Raw genomic sequence first — 15,519 nt, forward strand, 5'->3', positions numbered from 1 at the left:
ATATGGCGCAGCGGACGGGACTCGAACCCGCGACCCCCGGCGTGACAGGCCGGTATTCTAACCGACTGAACTACCGCTGCGCGTAACACATGAAGCGAATGGTGGGTGATGACGGGATCGAACCGCCGACCCTCTGCTTGTAAGGCAGATGCTCTCCCAGCTGAGCTAATCACCCTTCGTTTCGGTGTGGCGCGCATTCTACGGAGCGACCCTAAGTCTGGCAAGCACTTTCTTAAATCTTTTTTTTCAGCCCTTCCAATGGCTTAGGCAGGGTTGGCCTGCGGCGTGATCAAGAGAATAATGCCCCCCTTTGTATAGAGGAGAGACTCACCCCATGTGGTTCAAGAACCTGCTTATCTATCGCCTGACCCAAGATCTGCCTGTTGATGCCGAGGCGTTGGAAGCGGCCATGGCCACCAAGCTGGCGCGCCCTTGTGCAAGCCAGGAGTTGACCACTTACGGTTTTGTCGCGCCTTTTGGTAAAGGTGAAGACGCCCCCCTGGTTCACGTCAGCGGCGATTTCCTGCTGATCGCCGCTCGCAAGGAAGAACGCATCCTGCCGGGTAGCGTGGTGCGTGATGCACTTAAAGAGAAAGTCGAAGAGATCGAAGCCGAGCAAATGCGCAAGGTCTACAAGAAGGAGCGCGACCAGATCAAGGATGAAATCATCCAGGCCTTCCTGCCGCGTGCCTTTATCCGTCGCTCGTCGACCTTCGCTGCAATCGCGCCGAAACAGGGCCTGATCCTGGTCAACTCGGCCAGCCCCAAGCGTGCCGAAGACCTGCTGTCGACCCTGCGTGAAGTGATCGGCACCCTGCCCGTCCGCCCTCTGACGGTAAAAACCGCACCAACTGCAATCATGACTGACTGGGTCACCACCCAGAAACCGGCTGATGACTTCTTCGTCCTCGACGAATGCGAACTGCGCGACACCCACGAAGACGGCGGCATCGTGCGCTGCAAACGCCAGGACCTGACCGGCGAAGAGATCCAGCTGCACCTGACCACCGGCAAGGTCGTAACCCAACTGTCCCTGGCGTGGCAGGACAAGCTGTCCTTCATGCTCGACGACAAGATGACCGTCAAGCGCCTGAAGTTCGAAGACCTGCTGCAAGACCAGGCGGAACAGGACGGCGGCGACGAAGCCCTGGGCCAACTGGATGCCAGCTTTACCTTGATGATGCTGACCTTCGGCGATTTCCTGCCGGCGCTGGTCGAGGCACTGGGCGGCGAAGAGACACCACAGGGCATCTAAGCAACACCGATCCAATGCGGGCACGGTCAGTGTGGGAGCTGGCTTGCCTGCGATAACGGAGTGTCAGCCAGAGGAGTGCCGACTGATACACCGCTATCGCAGGCAAGCCAGCTCCCACATTTGATTGCATCGACAACTCAGAAATCGAATAAAAAAGGACATCCCCATGCGCGCACTCGCCGCCTTGAGCCGCTTTGTCGGCAACACCTTTGCCTACTGGGTGCTGATCTTTGCCGTTGTCGCCTTTCTCCAACCCAGCTGGTTCATCGGCCTGAAAAGCGCCATCGTCCCACTGCTGGGCCTGGTGATGTTCGGCATGGGGTTGACCTTGAAACTGGAAGACTTCGCCGAAGTCGCTCGCCACCCGTGGCGCGTGGCCCTGGGCGTGGTCGCGCATTTCGTGATCATGCCGGGCGTGGCATGGTTGCTGTGCCAGGCGTTCCATTTGCCGGCGGAAATTGCCGTTGGCGTGATCCTGGTCGGCTGTTGCCCAAGTGGCACGTCGTCCAACGTCATGACCTGGCTGGCCCGGGGTGACCTGGCGTTATCGGTGGCGATTGCCGCGGTCACCACCCTCCTAGCCCCGCTGCTCACACCGGCGTTGATCTGGCTGCTGGCCTCGGCCTGGCTGCCAGTGTCGTTCATGGAACTGTTCTGGTCGATCCTGCAAGTGGTGCTGCTACCCATCGTACTGGGCGTGGTCGCGCAGCGTTTGCTCGGTGATCGGGTAAGGCATGCGGTGGATGTGCTGCCACTGGTGTCGGTGGTCAGCATTGTGATCATCGTCGCGGCCGTGGTTGCCGCAAGCCAAGGCAAGATTGCCGAGTCGGGCCTGCTGATCATGGCCGTGGTGATGCTGCACAACAGCTTCGGTTACCTGCTGGGCTACTTCACCGGGCGCCTGTTCAAGTTGCCCTTGGCGCAACGCAAGTCGCTGGCCCTGGAAGTGGGCATGCAGAACTCCGGGCTGGGTGCCGCGCTGGCCAGTGCGCACTTTTCGCCACTGGCGGCGGTGCCCAGTGCGTTGTTCAGCGTCTGGCACAATATTTCCGGCGCATTGCTGTCGACCTATTTCCGCCGCATGAGCGAAAAGGAAGACCGCCGCGCCCTGGAAACCACGCCGTAACTTGATCGCCCGGTCCAATTTCGGCACTCTACCGAACTTCGCGGGGACGACCTCGCGACGCTATCAAGCGCTCACCCGGGGACGACCCCACTTTGATAGAAGCGAGGTCATCATGTCCTGGATCATTCTGTTTTTTGCCGGGTTGTTTGAAGTGGGCTGGGCCGTCGGCCTGAAGTACACCGACGGGTTCAGCAAGCCGCTGCCCACCGTCCTGACGATTGCCGCGATGGCCGTCAGCCTTGGGTTGTTGGGGCTGGCCATGAAGGAATTGCCGCTGGGCACCGCCTATGCCATCTGGACCGGCGTGGGGGCCGTGGGCACCGTGATTGCCGGGATTATCCTGTTTGGAGAATCCATGGCGTTGTTTCGGTTGGCGAGTGTGGCGTTGATTATTTGTGGGCTGATTGGGCTAAAGATTTCCACTTAAGCCACTACCGCTATCGCAGGCAAGCCAGCTCCCACCTTTTGAATTGTGAATACAGTCAAATGTGGGAGCTGGCTTGCCTGCGATGATGCCCTGACAAACAACGACAAACTACCTGGCACTCCCCCGCAAACCGCCCACCACAGAGTGCAACTGCTCAGGCGTTGCCGCTTCCACAGCCACCGGCTCGCCCGCCACCAACACCACCCGCGACCAGATCCGATGAAACAAACCCTTGTTCGGATCACGGCTGAAGAAACTCCCCCACAACCCCTGCAATGCCATCGGGATCACCGGCACCGGCGTCTCCTCCAGGATGCGCGTCACCCCACCGCGAAACTCATTCATCTCGCCATCGGCTGTCAGCTTGCCTTCCGGGAAGATGCACACCAGCTCGCCATCCTTGAGGTACTGGGCAATGCGCGCGAACGCCTGCTCGTAGATCTGAATGTCTTCATGGCGCCCGGCAATCGGAATCGTCCCGGCGGTGCGGAAGATAAAATTGAGCACCGGCAAGCGGTAGATCTTGTAGTACATGACAAAGCGAATCGGCCTACGTACTGCGCCGCCAATCAACAGCGCATCGACAAACGACACATGGTTGCACACCAGCAACGCCGCGCCTTCATCCGGGATGGCTTGCAGGTTGCGATGCTCCACGCGGTACATGGAATGGCTGAGCAGCCAGATCATGAAGCGCATGGTGAACTCGGGGACGATTTTAAAGATGTAAGTGTTAACCGCGATGTTGAGCAGCGACACCACCAGGAACAACTCGGGGATCGACAGCTTGGCCACGCTCAACAGCAGAATGGACACGATGGCCGAGACCACCATGAACAGTGCATTGAGAATGTTGTTCGCCGCGATCACCCGTGCCCGTTCGTTCTCGGCGGTACGCGACTGGATCAGCGCATACAGCGGCACGATGTAAAAGCCACCGAACACCCCCAGGCCGAGGATATCGAACAGCACCCACCACGCTTGGCCGTAGCTGAGCACCGCGAGCCAATCGTTGGCTTGCACGTTCTGCGGGAAGCCGCCGGAGTGCCACCACAGCAGCAGGCCGAACACGGTCAGGCCAAACGAACCAAACGGCACCAGGCCGATTTCCACCTTACGCCCGGAGAGTTTTTCGCACAGCATCGAGCCCAAGGCGATGCCCACCGAGAACACCGTGAGGATCAAGGTCACCACGGTTTCGTCGCCGTACAACCATTCCTTGGCATAGGCAGGTATTTGCGTGAGGTAAATCGCGCCGACAAACCAGAACCATGAGTTGCCGACAATCGAGCGCGATACGGCCGGCGTCTGCCCCAGGCCCATGCGTAAAGTCGCCCAGGACTGAGTGAAGATATTCCAGTCCAGGCGCAGCTGCGGTGTCGAAGCCGCTGCGCGCGGGATGCTGCGGCTGGCCAGGTAGCCCAGCACCGCCACGGCCACAATCGCCACCGCCACCACCGGCGCGTAATGGGTGGAAGACATCATGATCCCGGCACCGATGGTGCCGGCCAAAATTGCCAGGAACGTGCCCATCTCCACCAGGCCGTTGCCGCCCACCAACTCATCGTCGTGCAAGGCCTGGGGCATGATCGAGTACTTCACCGGGCCGAACAGCGCCGAGTGAGTGCCCATGGCAAACAGCGCCAGCAGCATCAGTTCAAGATGATTGGTCAGAAAACCCGTCGCGCCCACCGCCATGATCACGATCTCGCCGATCTTGATCGCGCGGATCAACGCGTCCTTGTTGAATTTCTCGCCAAACTGCCCGGCCAACGCCGAGAACAGGAAGAACGGCAGGATAAACAACAAAGCACACAGGTTGACCCAGATGGAGCGGTCACCCTCGATGGTGAGCTTGTAAAGGATGGCCAGGATCAGCGACTGCTTGAAGATGTTGTCGTTGAACGCGCCCAGCAACTGGGTAATGAAAAACGGCAAGAAGCGCCGCGTGCGCAGCAAGGTGAATTGGGAAGGATGGCTCATCGTCGTCCGTGTTCCTGCGTGGCCTTTATTTATCAGGCCACGACTTTACCTAATCCTGCTTACTTATTCGCTAGCCCGGCAATACAAGGCGAAACAAAAAGCTCGCCTTTATAAGCGCCCTGCACGGTGCGCTTGGCCACGATCAGCCACATCAGCGCCAGCGCAACCACCAGCACACTGCCAAACACACTGAAAAACGCCAGCTGTAACAGACTCGCCAATTTAAGCGTGGCCAAGGCGTAAACCCCCAATGGGAAGGTGAAGCCCCACCAGCCCAGGTTGAACGGGATACCGGCGCGCAGGTAACGCAGGGTGATCAACACCGCAATCAACATCCACCACAAGCCGAAGCCCCACAGGGTGATGCCCGCAATCAGGCCCAGGCCGTGGGCCATTTCACCGACACTGGCCAGGCCATTGGCGGCAAAGATCGCGGGGGCATCCGTACCGAGCAGCAACATGCCCAGGGCACCGGTACCGATCGGGCCCAGGGCCAACCAGCTCGACGCGGCCATATTGGCGTGAGGCAACTTATGCAAGGCCATGCGCAGCATCAGGATGGTCAGGATGCTGAACGCTACCGGCAGGGAAAACGCCCACAGCACGTAGCTGGTCACCAACATCACCAGCTGCGAATGGGCATCGGCCAAGTGCGGCGCAAGCAAGCCGCCGCTGGCCGCCGCCACTTCGGCCGCCACCACGGGCAACAGCCAGACGGCGGTCATCTGGTCGATGCTGTGCTCCTGGCGCGTGAACATCATGAACGGGATCAGCACGCCGCAGGCCAGGGACATGGCCACGTCCAGCCACCACAATGCCTCGGCCAACGGGATCACATCACCGCCCCAGCGCGGCATGCCGAACAGCAGCAAGCCGTTGAGAATGGTCGCCAGCCCCATGGGGATGGTGCCGAAGAACATCGAGACCGTTGAGTGCCCGAAGATGCGTCGCGCCTCGTGGAAAAACATCACCCAGCGGGCGGCGTAGAGCACGCTGAACAGCACAAACAAGCCGATGGTGAACAGCCACAGGCCCTCGGCGACGGCATGCAAGCCGGGCAGGTTGACTGGCAGCTGGGCCAAGGCCAGCGCCAGCACACCGGTGCCCATGGTCGCGGCAAACCAGTTCGGGGTGAACTGGCGAATCACTTCCCGGGGACGGGCCAGGTGACTGAAGGGTTTGTAGCGGTGAGTGGTCGAGCAGGTCATGGGTTAATCCTCTTCCTCATATGAGGTTGAGGCCATGATAGAACCTGATCGAATATCTATATAACGGGTAATATCTCTAACTGTTATCTATTTTATCTATATTAACCATGATCATGCCCTCGCCCTTGCTGGCGCCGAGTCCCGCCACCACAACCCACCAAGGGCCCCGAGAGACAGCAAGATAAGCACCGCACCGTAGCCGTCCGTGGTCGCGACCAAGCCAAACACGCGGCTCAGGTTGCCCGCCAACAACGCCGGCACGCAAAACGCCAGGTAGCTCAATACATAGAACGCCGACATCAGGCCCGCCCGCTCATGGGGCAACGCCAGGCCCACGATGCTGCGCACACTGCCCATGAAGCCGCCGCCGAACCCCAGGCCTGCGATCACACTGGCGACAAAGAACAGCCACAGGCTGGCGATGTTTACGGCAACCAGCAGCAACCCCACGCCCACGGCCAGCAGTGCAGCCGACACGCGCATGACCCTGTCAGCCGCGTGGTTGCGCAGGCTGTAGATCATCACCGCGCCGCTCAAGGTCACCACCGCCACCAGCCCGCCGCCGATCAAGTGCGAGGTCGACCCGGTGGCGACACGCACCAACGACGGTGCCAACGAGGAAAAGAACCCACCCAGCGCCCACACGGCCACATTCAATGGCATCACCAGCCACAACGCGCGGCGCGCCTGCGGCGGCACATGCAGGGTTGGCGCCAGGGACTTCAAGGCGCCGGCTATGCGGCTGACCGTTTCAGGCAGGCGCCACACATACAGAGCCTGCAACACCATCAAGCCCAGCAGGGTGTAATAGATCAATTGGGTTGGCCACGGCGCGAACTCCACCAACAGCCCGCTGCCCAGGCCACCACTGGCCATGCCGAGCATCGGTGCAAGGCTGTTGAGCATCGGGCCGCGGACGCGGTCGGTATCGAGCAGCGTCGCACTCAATACCGCTGTGGCAGTGCCAGTCGCGAAGCCCTGTAACACGCGGGCGGCCAGCAGGCAGGCGGTGCTGTCAGCGTGGATAAACAGCAGCATCGCCACACTATTGAGCAGCAGCGCGACGAAGATCACCGGCTTGCGCCCCAGGTAATCCGACAGCGAACCCACCGTCAGCAGGGCCGCCAGCAGGCTCACGGCATAGACACCAAAGATGGCCGTGAGCATGGCCGCCGAAAAATGCAGGTAGTCTTGATACACCTGGTACAACGGCGTCGGCGCGCTGGAGGCGGCGAGAAAGGTCAGCACCATGATCACTAGAAACGCCAGGCTGGACCGCTGAGAGATGACACTGGACATAGGCACGCTCCGCTAAAGCTAATATTTTGCTTTTGTGCAGTGTGCTATTCGCTGGCGCTTAAAGCAAATTCTTTGTGTTAAGGTCTTGCCCATGGCGATCAAAGAAGGCCTCCGCCCGGGGGGCCGCAGTGCCCGGGTACAAGAATCCGTCCACAGAGCGGTGCGCGAATTGCTGGAAGCCCATGAGCGTTCCAGCGTCACCGTGCCGATGATTGCGGCATGTGCAGGCGTCACGCCGTCGACCATTTATCGGCGCTGGGGCGATCTGTCAGTACTGCTCGCCGACGTCGCCCTGGCCCGTATGCGCCCCGATACCGAACCGGCCAACACCGGCAGCCTGCGTGGCGACCTGCAAGCCTGGGCCGAGCAATACCTGGATGAGATGAGTTCGGACGTAGGCCGCAACATGATGCGCGACGTGCAGAGCAGCCCGACGCCAGGGTATTGCGTGAGCATCCTGAGTGGGCAGTTGCAGGTGATTGTTGACCGCTACCCGCAGGAACAGCCACCGAGCGTTGACCATCTGATCAACCTGCTCGCCGCACCGACGGTGTTTCGTATTCTGTTTTCGGCAGAGCCTTTGGCTGTTGAAGAGCTGCATGCCCTGATCGAATTGGCACTGAAGGCTTAAAGCCCTACACATAGCAAATGTGGGAGCGGGCTTGCTCGCGAAGGCGTCGTGTCAGTCAATGCATCAGCAACTGATCTACCGCATTCGCGAGCAAGCCCGCTCCCACATTTTTTACCGCGTGCCGTCAGCGGCTAGGTACGCATCCCACGCCCACTCACCAGCAACCGCGCACAACCGATATACAGCACCACGGTCGCAACGATCATAAAGGTGATCGCCACACTGATCTTGATATCCGACACGCCCAGAATGCCGTAGCGGAAGGCGTTGACCATGTGCAGTACCGGGTTGGCCAGGGACACCGTCTGCCAGAACGGCGGCAGCAAGGTGATGGAGTAAAACACCCCGCCCAGGTAGGTCAGCGGCGTGAGCACGAAGGTCGGGATGATGGAAATATCATCGAAGTTGCGTGCGAACACGGCGTTGATAAAGCCCAGCAGCGAGAAGATCGTCGCCGTCAGCACGACCACCAGAATGGTGACCCCCAGGTGATGCACCTGCAGGTGGGTAAAGAACAGGGACAGCAGCGTCACGATCACTCCCACCATCAGGCCACGCAACACGCCGCCCAAGGTGTAGCCGATGAGGATGGTGTGCGGTGACACCGGCGAGACCATCAGTTCTTCGATGGAGCGCTGGAACTTGCTGCCAAAGAAACTCGACACCACGTTACCGTAAGAGTTGGTGATCACCGACATCATGATCAGGCCCGGCACAATGTATTCCATGTAGGTGAAGCCACCCATGTCGCCGATCTGCCGGCCGATCAGGTTACCGAAGATCACAAAGTACAGGACCATGGTGATCGCCGGTGGCAGCAGGGTCTGCGGCCAGATCCGGGTAAAGCGCTTCACTTCGCGATAAACAATGGTTTGCAGCGCGACGAGGTTGGGTTGCAGTTCGGAACTCATACCGCCACCTTCGCCAGATTTTTCTCCACCAGGGACACAAACAACTCCTCAAGGCGATTGGTTTTGTTACGCAGGCTCAACACTTCGATGTTCTGAGTGGCCAACTGGGTGAACAGCGCGGTGATGCCCATGGCTTTGTCCACCTGCACCTCCAGAGTGTGGCTGTCTACCAGGCGGCTGGGGTAACCCAGCAGATGCGGCGCCACCGACAGATTGTTCTTCAGGTCGAGCAGGAAGGTTTCCACATGCAACTGGCCCAGCAGGTTGCGCATGCTGGTGTTCTCGACAATGGTGCCGTGGTCGATGATGCCGATGTTGCGGCACAACTGCTCAGCCTCTTCCAGGTAGTGGGTGGTGAGGATGATGGTGATGCCCTTCTCGTTCAGTTCGGTGAGGAAGGTCCACATCGAGCGGCGCAGCTCGATATCCACGCCGGCGGTAGGTTCGTCGAGGATCAACAGACGCGGCTCATGCACCAGGGCGCGGGCGATCATCAGGCGTCGCTTCATGCCACCGGACAACGAGCGCGAGGGTACGTCACGCTTGTCCCACAGGCCCAGTTGGGTCAGGTACTGCTCGGCGCGTTCCTTGGCGACTTTCGCCGGAATGCCGTAGTAGCCGGCCTGGGTCACGACAATGTCGAAGGTCTTTTCGAACTGGTTGAAATTGAATTCCTGGGGCACCACGCCAATGGAGCGCTTGAGCGCTGCCGGGGATTTGTCCAGGTCATGACCGAAGATATTCACCGTGCCGCTGGTCTTGTTGACCAGGGTGGAGAGAATGCCGATGGTGGTGGATTTGCCGGCACCGTTGGGGCCGAGCAAGGCGAAGAAGTCACCTTCGGCAACGTCCAGATCGATACCACTCAGGGCCTGGAAACCGTTGCCGTAGGTTTTGGTTAGCTGCCGGATGGACAGAGCGGAACTCATATGGAAGTACGCACCAAAGAAGGGAATAGAAAGAATAGATGAAGGCACACCGCAGGTAGTTCAACCGGCGATGCAGTGCGAGCATGGTGCGTGCCCATGCCGCACAAGTACAGTCACCCGTATTAATAGTGTGTATTAAGTCAACGCGGTCATCACCGCCTTGCGGTAGGCCGGGCGCTGCTGCAGGCGCTGGTACCAGGCCTCCAGATGGGGCATGGCAGGGCGTTCGATGGGCATCTCGAACCAGGCGTAGATGAAGCAGCCCAAGGGAATATCGCCCATGCCGAACGCCTGGCCGGACAGGTAGGGTTGCTCGGCGAGGGCTTGTTCGACGGTTTTGAGCGCGTCGATACAGGCTTGGCGCCCGGCATTGATGCTGTCCCAGTTTTGCTGGTCAACCGGGGTGCGCACGATGCCCCAGAACACCGCTTTGAACGGATCGGCGAGCGTGGAAGTGGTCCAGTCCATCCACTTTTCGGCGTTGGCCCGGGCTTGCAGGTCGCTGGGGTAAAAGTCCGATGCCTGCTTGGCACACAGGTAACGCACGATGGTGTTGGATTCCCACAGCACAAAGTCGCCATCTTCGATCACCGGCACCCGGCCATTGGGGTTCATGGCCCGGTATTGCGGGGTATCGACCACACCAAAAGCCCCGCCCGCATCAATTGCTTCATAGTCCAGGCCGAGTTCCTCGGCGCACCACAGTGCTTTCCTGACGTTTGATGAATTTTTACGACCCCAGATCTTCAGCATGACCGCGCCTTATCGTTGATGAACATGGCTTGATGAACGCAGCAGCATACGCCGGTTCAGCCGCGGCTTAAATCGCCCTGCATATCGCCGAGCAAGGTGGGCGCATCGTCGCCAAACAGGTGCGGGTAGCACTGGCGGATATGCCCGAAGAAAAATGCTTCGGGTACGTCAGCAAATTGCCCGTGGTCCACCACGTACTCCATAGAACGCTGGCCCTGGCGATTGAACGCGTGGAACACGCTGTCGTGCAGCCCATCGAATTCCAACGGCGGCACGTCGAACACTTCGCACAGTTGCTGGTTGAACGCCGGAGTGGCCTTGACCCAGCGGCCGTTCAGGTAAAGCTCGGTATAACCGTGCATGGCGAACACGTCACTTTTGAGCAGAGCGAGCAGTCGCGGTGTGGACAGGTGGTTGCGCACGTCCGCCAGGCCAATGCGTGCGGGAATGCCGCAGTGGCGCGCGCAAGCGGCGAGCAACGTAGCTTTGGGCACACAGTAGCTTTCGCCGGCCGCCAGGGCGAAGCTGGCGCTCAAGGTGTTGGGGTCACGGCTGAAGGTATAGGGGTTGTAGCGAATGGCCTCGCGCACGGCGTAGTAAAGACTGACTGCCTGGTCACTTAAATCCGGGCGGGTTCCGCGATGTTTCTCGGCGAACTCCACCACCACAGGGTGGTCACTATCGATGAAGCGGCTGGGACTCAAGTACGTATTCATGAGCTTGATCTCCGAGGGGAGCCTGGAGTTTAACCACCAGGCCTGCCAGAGAGATAACGACGATTCGGCCAAATGCCGGCGCCGGCTGATGGGTTGCCCAGTACACCTTGTTACACCCTGATCACCCGGCTTGTTCGGATGCCGACTAAGCTCCCTGGTGGTTTCGCCCCTGGTTCACGGAGGATTGAATATGCTGTTGTTGTGGATACTGGTGCTGGTGGTCGGCATTGCCTACCTGGCACACCGCCGTACTGCCCCCCTGCCCGCCCTGGGTGTGGTCGCCGTCTACCTGCTGGCGATGGGCGCCTGGAGCCACGCACCGGGTTGGCTGCTGCTGATCTTCTGGGTACTCCTGGCCGTGGTGGCCGCGCCTTTGCTGCTGCCTGACCTGCGCCGCCAATACTTCACCAAGCCGCTGTTCAGCTGGTTCCAGAAAGTGCTGCCGCCGATGTCCGAGACCGAGCGCGATGCGATTGATGCCGGTACCGTGTGGTGGGACGGCGAGCTGTTCAGTGGTCGCCCGGACTGGGACAAATTGCTGGCCTACCCCAAGGCGCAGTTGACCGAGGAAGAGCAGGCGTTCATCGACGGCCCCACCGAAGAACTCTGCGCCATGGTCAGCGACTGGGAAATCGGCCAGGCCATGGACCTGCCGCCGCAAGCCTGGGAACACATCAAGACCCATGGCTTCTTCGCCCTGATCATTCCCAAGGAGTACGGTGGCAAGGGCTTCTCCGCCTATGCCCACTCCCAGGTCGCCATGAAACTCGCGACCCGCAGCGGTGACCTGGCCTCCACCGTGATGGTCCCCAACTCCCTCGGCCCCGCCGAACTGCTGCTGCACTACGGCACCGAGGAACAGCGCAATCATTACCTGCCGCGCCTGGCCCGTGGCGACGACATCCCGTGCTTCGCCCTCACCGGCCCGCTGGCCGGCTCCGATGCGGGCGCCATGCCCGACACCGGCGTGATCTGCAAAGGCGAATGGGAAGGCAAGGAAACCCTCGGCCTGCGCCTGAACTGGGAAAAGCGCTACATCACCCTCGGCCCGGTCGCGACCTTGCTCGGCCTGGCCTTCAAGGCTCATGACCCGGACCACCTGTTGGGTGAAGAAGAAGACCTGGGCATCAGCCTCGCGTTGATTCCTACCGACACCCCTGGCGTGGAAATCGGCCGTCGTCACCTGCCGCTTGGCGCCGCTTTCATGAACGGCCCCAACTCCGGCAAGGATGTGTTCATCCCCCTGGAATACCTGATTGGTGGCCAGGAAATGCTCGGCAAGGGCTGGATGATGCTGATGAACTGCCTGTCGGTCGGCCGTTCGATCTCGCTGCCCGCCGTCGGCACCGGCGCCGCCAAGTTCACCAGCCTGGTGACCGGCCAATACGCCCAGGTGCGCGAACAGTTCAACGTACCGCTGTCGGCCTTCGAAGGCATCCAGGAAGCCCTGGCACGCATCGGTGGCAACGCCTGGCTGATGGACAGCGCGCGCATGCTCACCGCCAACGCCGTGGACCTGGGCGAGAAGCCGTCGGTGTTGTCGGCGATCCTCAAGTATCACCTGACCGAACGCGGCCGTGAGTGCATCAGCCACGCCATGGACGTGCACGGCGGCAAGGGCATCATCATGGGTCCCAACAACTACCTGGGCCGCAACTGGCAGGGCGCACCGATCTTCATCACCGTGGAAGGCGCAAATATCCTTTCGCGTAACCTGATGATCTTCGGCCAGGGCGCGATTCGCTGCCACCCCTTCGTGCTCAAGGAAATGGCCCTGGCCGGCCGCGAAGACCATGACCAGGCGTTGAAGGAATTCGACGGCCTGCTGATGCAACACATCGGCTTCGCCGTCAGCAACGCCGCCAGCACCCTGGTGCTGAACCTGGGCTTCGGGCACTTCGAAAAAGCTCCGGGCAACCGTTTGAGCCAGGGCTACTTCCGTGCCCTGAACCGCCAGGCGGCTGCGTTTGCCCTGCTGGCCGACCTGAGCATGATGTTGCTGGGTGGCGAGCTCAAGCGCCGCGAACGCCTGTCCGCCCGCCTGGGTGATGTGCTCAGCCACATGTACTTGGCGTCGGCGGCGCTCAAGCGTTATCACGACCTGGACTCGCCGGACCATCTGGAGCCGCTGTTTGCCTGGGCCATGGAAGAAAGCCTGGGCGAATCGGAACGCGCATTGGATGAGCTGCTGAGCAACTTCCCGAACAAGGTGCTGGGCTGCCTGTTGCGGGTGATCGTGTTCCCGTTCGGGCGTCGTCATACCGGGCCGTCCGACGCGCTGGATGCCGAAGTGGCAGCCGTGATCGGCCGCGCCAAAGGCGACCCGACCCTGGAAGAATTGCTGGCCGGCTGTTATCGCCCGCAATCAGCAGAAGATCCCGTGGGCGCCCTGCAACATGCCTACGACCTGCTCGGTGCCAGCCACCCCTTGCAGAAAAAACTCCACAGCGCGCTCAAAAGCGGCCAGGTCAAGCCGGCTGCCGGCGAGCATGCCATCGACGCGGCCCTGCAGGCCGGCGTGCTGCAACCGGCCGAGGCACAAACCTTGCGCGATGCCGAGGCTGCGCGACGCAAGGTGATCGACGTGGATGATTTCAGCAAGGAAGAGCTGATGCAGGCAGAAGGTAAAGTCCGCTGAGTCGAGCGGTCATATAAAAACGGGCGCGAGAGGCTTATACTCTCGCGCCCGTTTTTGCTTTAGAGGCCTTATCTCGTGTCCAACGTCGTTGCCGATCATCTTGTCTTGCTCGACCACTTGCGCAGCATCCTGGTTGCCGTCGGCGAAGCCGAACAGGTACCCGAGGAAAGCCACTCGCTGTTCCTGGAGCGTTTCGACGAACTGCGCGCCCTGTTGCCAATCGACCCGATCGAAAGCCAGTACCTGGGCCAGGACCTGATGAGCCAGGTCATCCTGCGCTACCCGCAAATCGCCCACCTGGTGCCCCGTGACCTGCTGTGGTTCTTTGGCGGCGACTGCCTGCACTTCATGCCCGACGAAGAACTGGACCTGTACCAGGCCCTGGAAGAACGTCGCTATGAAGCCGAACAGAACGACGAACCGTTCGACTGGAACCAGGAAAAACAGCTGCTGGCGATGCCTCAGGACCAGAGCAAGCACTGACAACTATGCTCGTTCCTACGCTCTGCGTGGGAACCTATCCTGTGACGCTCTGCGTCACCCGTGCACAGGCATAAAGGCAGGACGCGGAGCGTCCAGGTGGCATTCCCACGCAGAGCGTGGGAACGAGCAACCGCGCTCCTACCGTCGGCGCAGCGTGGGCTCCCTGGCCATGCACTCCACCAGATAATCGATAAACACCCGCAACTTCGGCGGCAGGTAACGTGTGGGCGAATGCAGCAACCACGCCTCGCCATGGTACGACGCAATAAAATCCCACCCCGGCAACACCTGCACCAAATCTCCTGCTTCCAATGCGTGCCGCGCGGTGAAATACGGCAAGCTGGCAATCCCGACATGCTGCAACGCAGCCTCCAGTCGCACCCCGGTGTGGTTCGCCGCATACCGGCCGCGTACGCCGACCGTTACCGCCTTGCCAGCCTGGCGGAACTTCCAGCGTGAATCTCCCGGTGTCTCACCCAGATAAATGCAACTGTGCCCGAGCAGATCATGGGGATGGCTCGGTGTACCGTGCTCGGCCAAGTACTGTGGCGTCGCGCACAGCAAATGTTCGATGGGCAACAGTTGGCGCCCGACCAAACCTGGCGGTGGGCTGTCGGTGATGCGGATGCTCAAGTCAACGTTGTCGTCGATCAAATCCACATGCCTGTCTTCCAGGATCAATTGCACATCCACCTTGGGATAGCGCCGCAAAAATTCCGGCATATGCGGGTGCACCACAAATCGCCCCACCGCCTTGGGCACACTGACCCGCACCAGCCCCTCGGCTTCATGGGTAAATTGCCCACTGATTTCCATCACCGAGCGCGCCGCATTGACCATCTCCTGGCAACGCTTGAACACCTCCTCGCCGCCCTCGCTCAGGCGCAGCTTGCGCGTGGTGCGTTGCAGCAGGCGCGTGGCCAGGGCTTGCTCCAGGCGCGAAATACTGCGGCTCACCGCCGAAGGGGAGACGCTGAGTTGCCGCGCCGCTTCGGAGAAGCTGCCGGTTTCCACGACCTTGACGAAAATCGCCATTTCACCCAATAGCGGCAAAGGAAGATTGATGCTCATGACGCACAGGTCCATTGATAATTGAGCAGATTATCACCCATCTGCGCACTATTTATACTGCCCACAGAACCCTGATGCGGATGTAGATG

Annotated in this window: 14 protein-coding genes and 2 tRNA genes; 6 read left to right on the forward strand and 10 right to left on the reverse strand. The window is 60.4% G+C overall.

What is annotated here, in order from left to right; translation table 11 throughout:
- Positions 1 to 3: 3 nt before the first annotated feature.
- Together OC445_RS25375 and OC445_RS25380 are read right to left on the reverse strand one after the other, a co-directional pair.
- Positions 4 to 80: transfer RNA gene (locus tag OC445_RS25375), tRNA-Asp, on the reverse strand.
- Between the two features lie 19 nt (positions 81 to 99).
- A tRNA-Val gene (locus tag OC445_RS25380) sits at positions 100 to 175 on the reverse strand.
- Positions 176 to 334: 159 nt separating this feature from the next.
- On the opposite strand from OC445_RS25380, the gene rdgC reads away from it, so the two are divergent.
- From rdgC to sugE, 3 genes are all read left to right on the forward strand, one after another.
- Positions 335 to 1,255, forward strand: coding sequence for a recombination-associated protein RdgC (gene rdgC, locus OC445_RS25385; RefSeq protein WP_005786703.1), 921 nt, complete (start codon positions 335 to 337; stop codon positions 1,253 to 1,255).
- Positions 1,256 to 1,421: 166 nt separating this feature from the next.
- Entirely contained in the window at positions 1,422 to 2,381 is a 960-nt protein-coding gene (locus OC445_RS25390) for a bile acid:sodium symporter family protein (RefSeq protein ID WP_003190129.1), read from the forward strand.
- A gap of 112 nt (positions 2,382 to 2,493) precedes the next feature.
- Positions 2,494 to 2,808: a quaternary ammonium compound efflux SMR transporter SugE gene (sugE, locus tag OC445_RS25395; protein WP_054897869.1), complete on the forward strand. Its 315-nt coding sequence runs from the start codon at positions 2,494 to 2,496 to the stop codon at positions 2,806 to 2,808.
- A gap of 108 nt (positions 2,809 to 2,916) precedes the next feature.
- Here the strand turns inward: sugE and OC445_RS25400 are convergent, their stop codons facing one another.
- The 3 genes from OC445_RS25400 to OC445_RS25410 form a co-directional block, all read right to left on the reverse strand.
- On the reverse strand, positions 2,917 to 4,791 hold the full coding sequence (locus tag OC445_RS25400; protein ID WP_057978120.1) for an MFS transporter: 1,875 nt from the start codon (positions 4,789 to 4,791) through the stop codon (positions 2,917 to 2,919).
- 59 nt (positions 4,792 to 4,850) lie between these two features.
- The gene (locus OC445_RS25405; protein WP_054897867.1) at positions 4,851 to 5,999 is read right to left on the reverse strand and encodes a TDT family transporter; all 1,149 of its coding nucleotides are present in this window, start codon (positions 5,997 to 5,999) and stop codon (positions 4,851 to 4,853) included.
- A gap of 111 nt (positions 6,000 to 6,110) precedes the next feature.
- The gene (locus OC445_RS25410) at positions 6,111 to 7,298 is read right to left on the reverse strand and encodes an MFS transporter (RefSeq protein WP_262020425.1); all 1,188 of its coding nucleotides are present in this window, start codon (positions 7,296 to 7,298) and stop codon (positions 6,111 to 6,113) included.
- 91 nt (positions 7,299 to 7,389) lie between these two features.
- Here OC445_RS25410 and OC445_RS25415 point away from each other — a divergent pair, with 91 nt between their 5' ends.
- Entirely contained in the window at positions 7,390 to 7,929 is a 540-nt protein-coding gene (locus OC445_RS25415) for a TetR/AcrR family transcriptional regulator (protein ID WP_072435554.1), read from the forward strand.
- 131 nt (positions 7,930 to 8,060) lie between these two features.
- On the opposite strand, the gene OC445_RS25420 is transcribed toward OC445_RS25415, so the two are convergent.
- The 4 genes from OC445_RS25420 to OC445_RS25435 all read right to left on the reverse strand — a co-directional run bounded on the left by OC445_RS25420 (position 8,061) and on the right by OC445_RS25435 (position 11,238).
- Positions 8,061 to 8,840 (reverse strand): ABC transporter permease, encoded by a 780-nt coding sequence (locus tag OC445_RS25420; protein ID WP_005786689.1) that lies wholly within the window; start codon positions 8,838 to 8,840, stop codon positions 8,061 to 8,063.
- Positions 8,837 to 9,769 carry an ABC transporter ATP-binding protein gene (locus OC445_RS25425; protein WP_057978126.1) on the reverse strand — a complete coding sequence of 311 codons (933 nt, stop codon included), beginning with the start codon at positions 9,767 to 9,769 and terminating at the stop codon, positions 8,837 to 8,839. The genes OC445_RS25420 and OC445_RS25425 overlap by 4 nt, the downstream gene beginning before the upstream one ends.
- Before the next feature lie 135 nt (positions 9,770 to 9,904).
- Positions 9,905 to 10,522, reverse strand: a complete 618-nt coding sequence (locus OC445_RS25430) for a glutathione S-transferase family protein (protein ID WP_054897864.1) — start codon at positions 10,520 to 10,522, stop codon at positions 9,905 to 9,907.
- Positions 10,523 to 10,578: 56 nt separating this feature from the next.
- Positions 10,579 to 11,238: a transglutaminase-like domain-containing protein gene (locus tag OC445_RS25435; protein WP_054897863.1), complete on the reverse strand. Its 660-nt coding sequence runs from the start codon at positions 11,236 to 11,238 to the stop codon at positions 10,579 to 10,581.
- 190 nt (positions 11,239 to 11,428) lie between these two features.
- Between OC445_RS25435 and OC445_RS25440 the strand changes: the two genes are divergently transcribed.
- A complete protein-coding gene (locus OC445_RS25440) occupies positions 11,429 to 13,876 on the forward strand; it encodes an acyl-CoA dehydrogenase (RefSeq protein ID WP_057978128.1) in 2,448 nt (815 codons plus the stop codon).
- Between the two features lie 75 nt (positions 13,877 to 13,951).
- Positions 13,952 to 14,359 carry a PA2817 family protein gene (locus tag OC445_RS25445; protein ID WP_003190109.1) on the forward strand — a complete coding sequence of 136 codons (408 nt, stop codon included), beginning with the start codon at positions 13,952 to 13,954 and terminating at the stop codon, positions 14,357 to 14,359.
- A gap of 138 nt (positions 14,360 to 14,497) precedes the next feature.
- Here OC445_RS25445 and OC445_RS25450 read toward each other — a convergent pair whose 3' ends face one another.
- Entirely contained in the window at positions 14,498 to 15,430 is a 933-nt protein-coding gene (locus tag OC445_RS25450; protein WP_034127229.1) for a LysR family transcriptional regulator, read from the reverse strand.
- Positions 15,431 to 15,519: the final 89 nt, after the last annotated feature.

The sequence above is a fragment of the Pseudomonas sp. Pse35 genome (genome assembly GCF_024519715.1).
Classification (GTDB): Bacteria; Pseudomonadota; Gammaproteobacteria; order Pseudomonadales; family Pseudomonadaceae; genus Aquipseudomonas; species Aquipseudomonas paracarnis.

Excerpts from the sequence above, each read along its gene's own strand:
- rdgC (WP_005786703.1), top strand. The coding sequence starts at position 335 with ATGTGGTTCAAGAACCTGCTTATCTATCGCCTGACCCAAGATCTGCCT.
- OC445_RS25390 (WP_003190129.1), top strand. The coding sequence starts at position 1,422 with ATGCGCGCACTCGCCGCCTTGAGCCGCTTTGTCGGCAACACCTTTGCC.
- sugE (WP_054897869.1), top strand. The coding sequence starts at position 2,494 with ATGTCCTGGATCATTCTGTTTTTTGCCGGGTTGTTTGAAGTGGGCTGG.
- OC445_RS25400 (WP_057978120.1), bottom strand. The coding sequence starts at position 4,791 with ATGAGCCATCCTTCCCAATTCACCTTGCTGCGCACGCGGCGCTTCTTG.
- OC445_RS25405 (WP_054897867.1), bottom strand. The coding sequence starts at position 5,999 with ATGACCTGCTCGACCACTCACCGCTACAAACCCTTCAGTCACCTGGCC.
- OC445_RS25410 (WP_262020425.1), bottom strand. The coding sequence starts at position 7,298 with ATGTCCAGTGTCATCTCTCAGCGGTCCAGCCTGGCGTTTCTAGTGATC.
- OC445_RS25415 (WP_072435554.1), top strand. The coding sequence starts at position 7,390 with ATGGCGATCAAAGAAGGCCTCCGCCCGGGGGGCCGCAGTGCCCGGGTA.
- OC445_RS25420 (WP_005786689.1), bottom strand. The coding sequence starts at position 8,840 with ATGAGTTCCGAACTGCAACCCAACCTCGTCGCGCTGCAAACCATTGTT.
- OC445_RS25425 (WP_057978126.1), bottom strand. The coding sequence starts at position 9,769 with ATGAGTTCCGCTCTGTCCATCCGGCAGCTAACCAAAACCTACGGCAAC.
- OC445_RS25430 (WP_054897864.1), bottom strand. The coding sequence starts at position 10,522 with ATGCTGAAGATCTGGGGTCGTAAAAATTCATCAAACGTCAGGAAAGCA.
- OC445_RS25435 (WP_054897863.1), bottom strand. The coding sequence starts at position 11,238 with ATGAATACGTACTTGAGTCCCAGCCGCTTCATCGATAGTGACCACCCT.
- OC445_RS25440 (WP_057978128.1), top strand. The coding sequence starts at position 11,429 with ATGCTGTTGTTGTGGATACTGGTGCTGGTGGTCGGCATTGCCTACCTG.
- OC445_RS25450 (WP_034127229.1), bottom strand. The coding sequence starts at position 15,430 with ATGAGCATCAATCTTCCTTTGCCGCTATTGGGTGAAATGGCGATTTTC.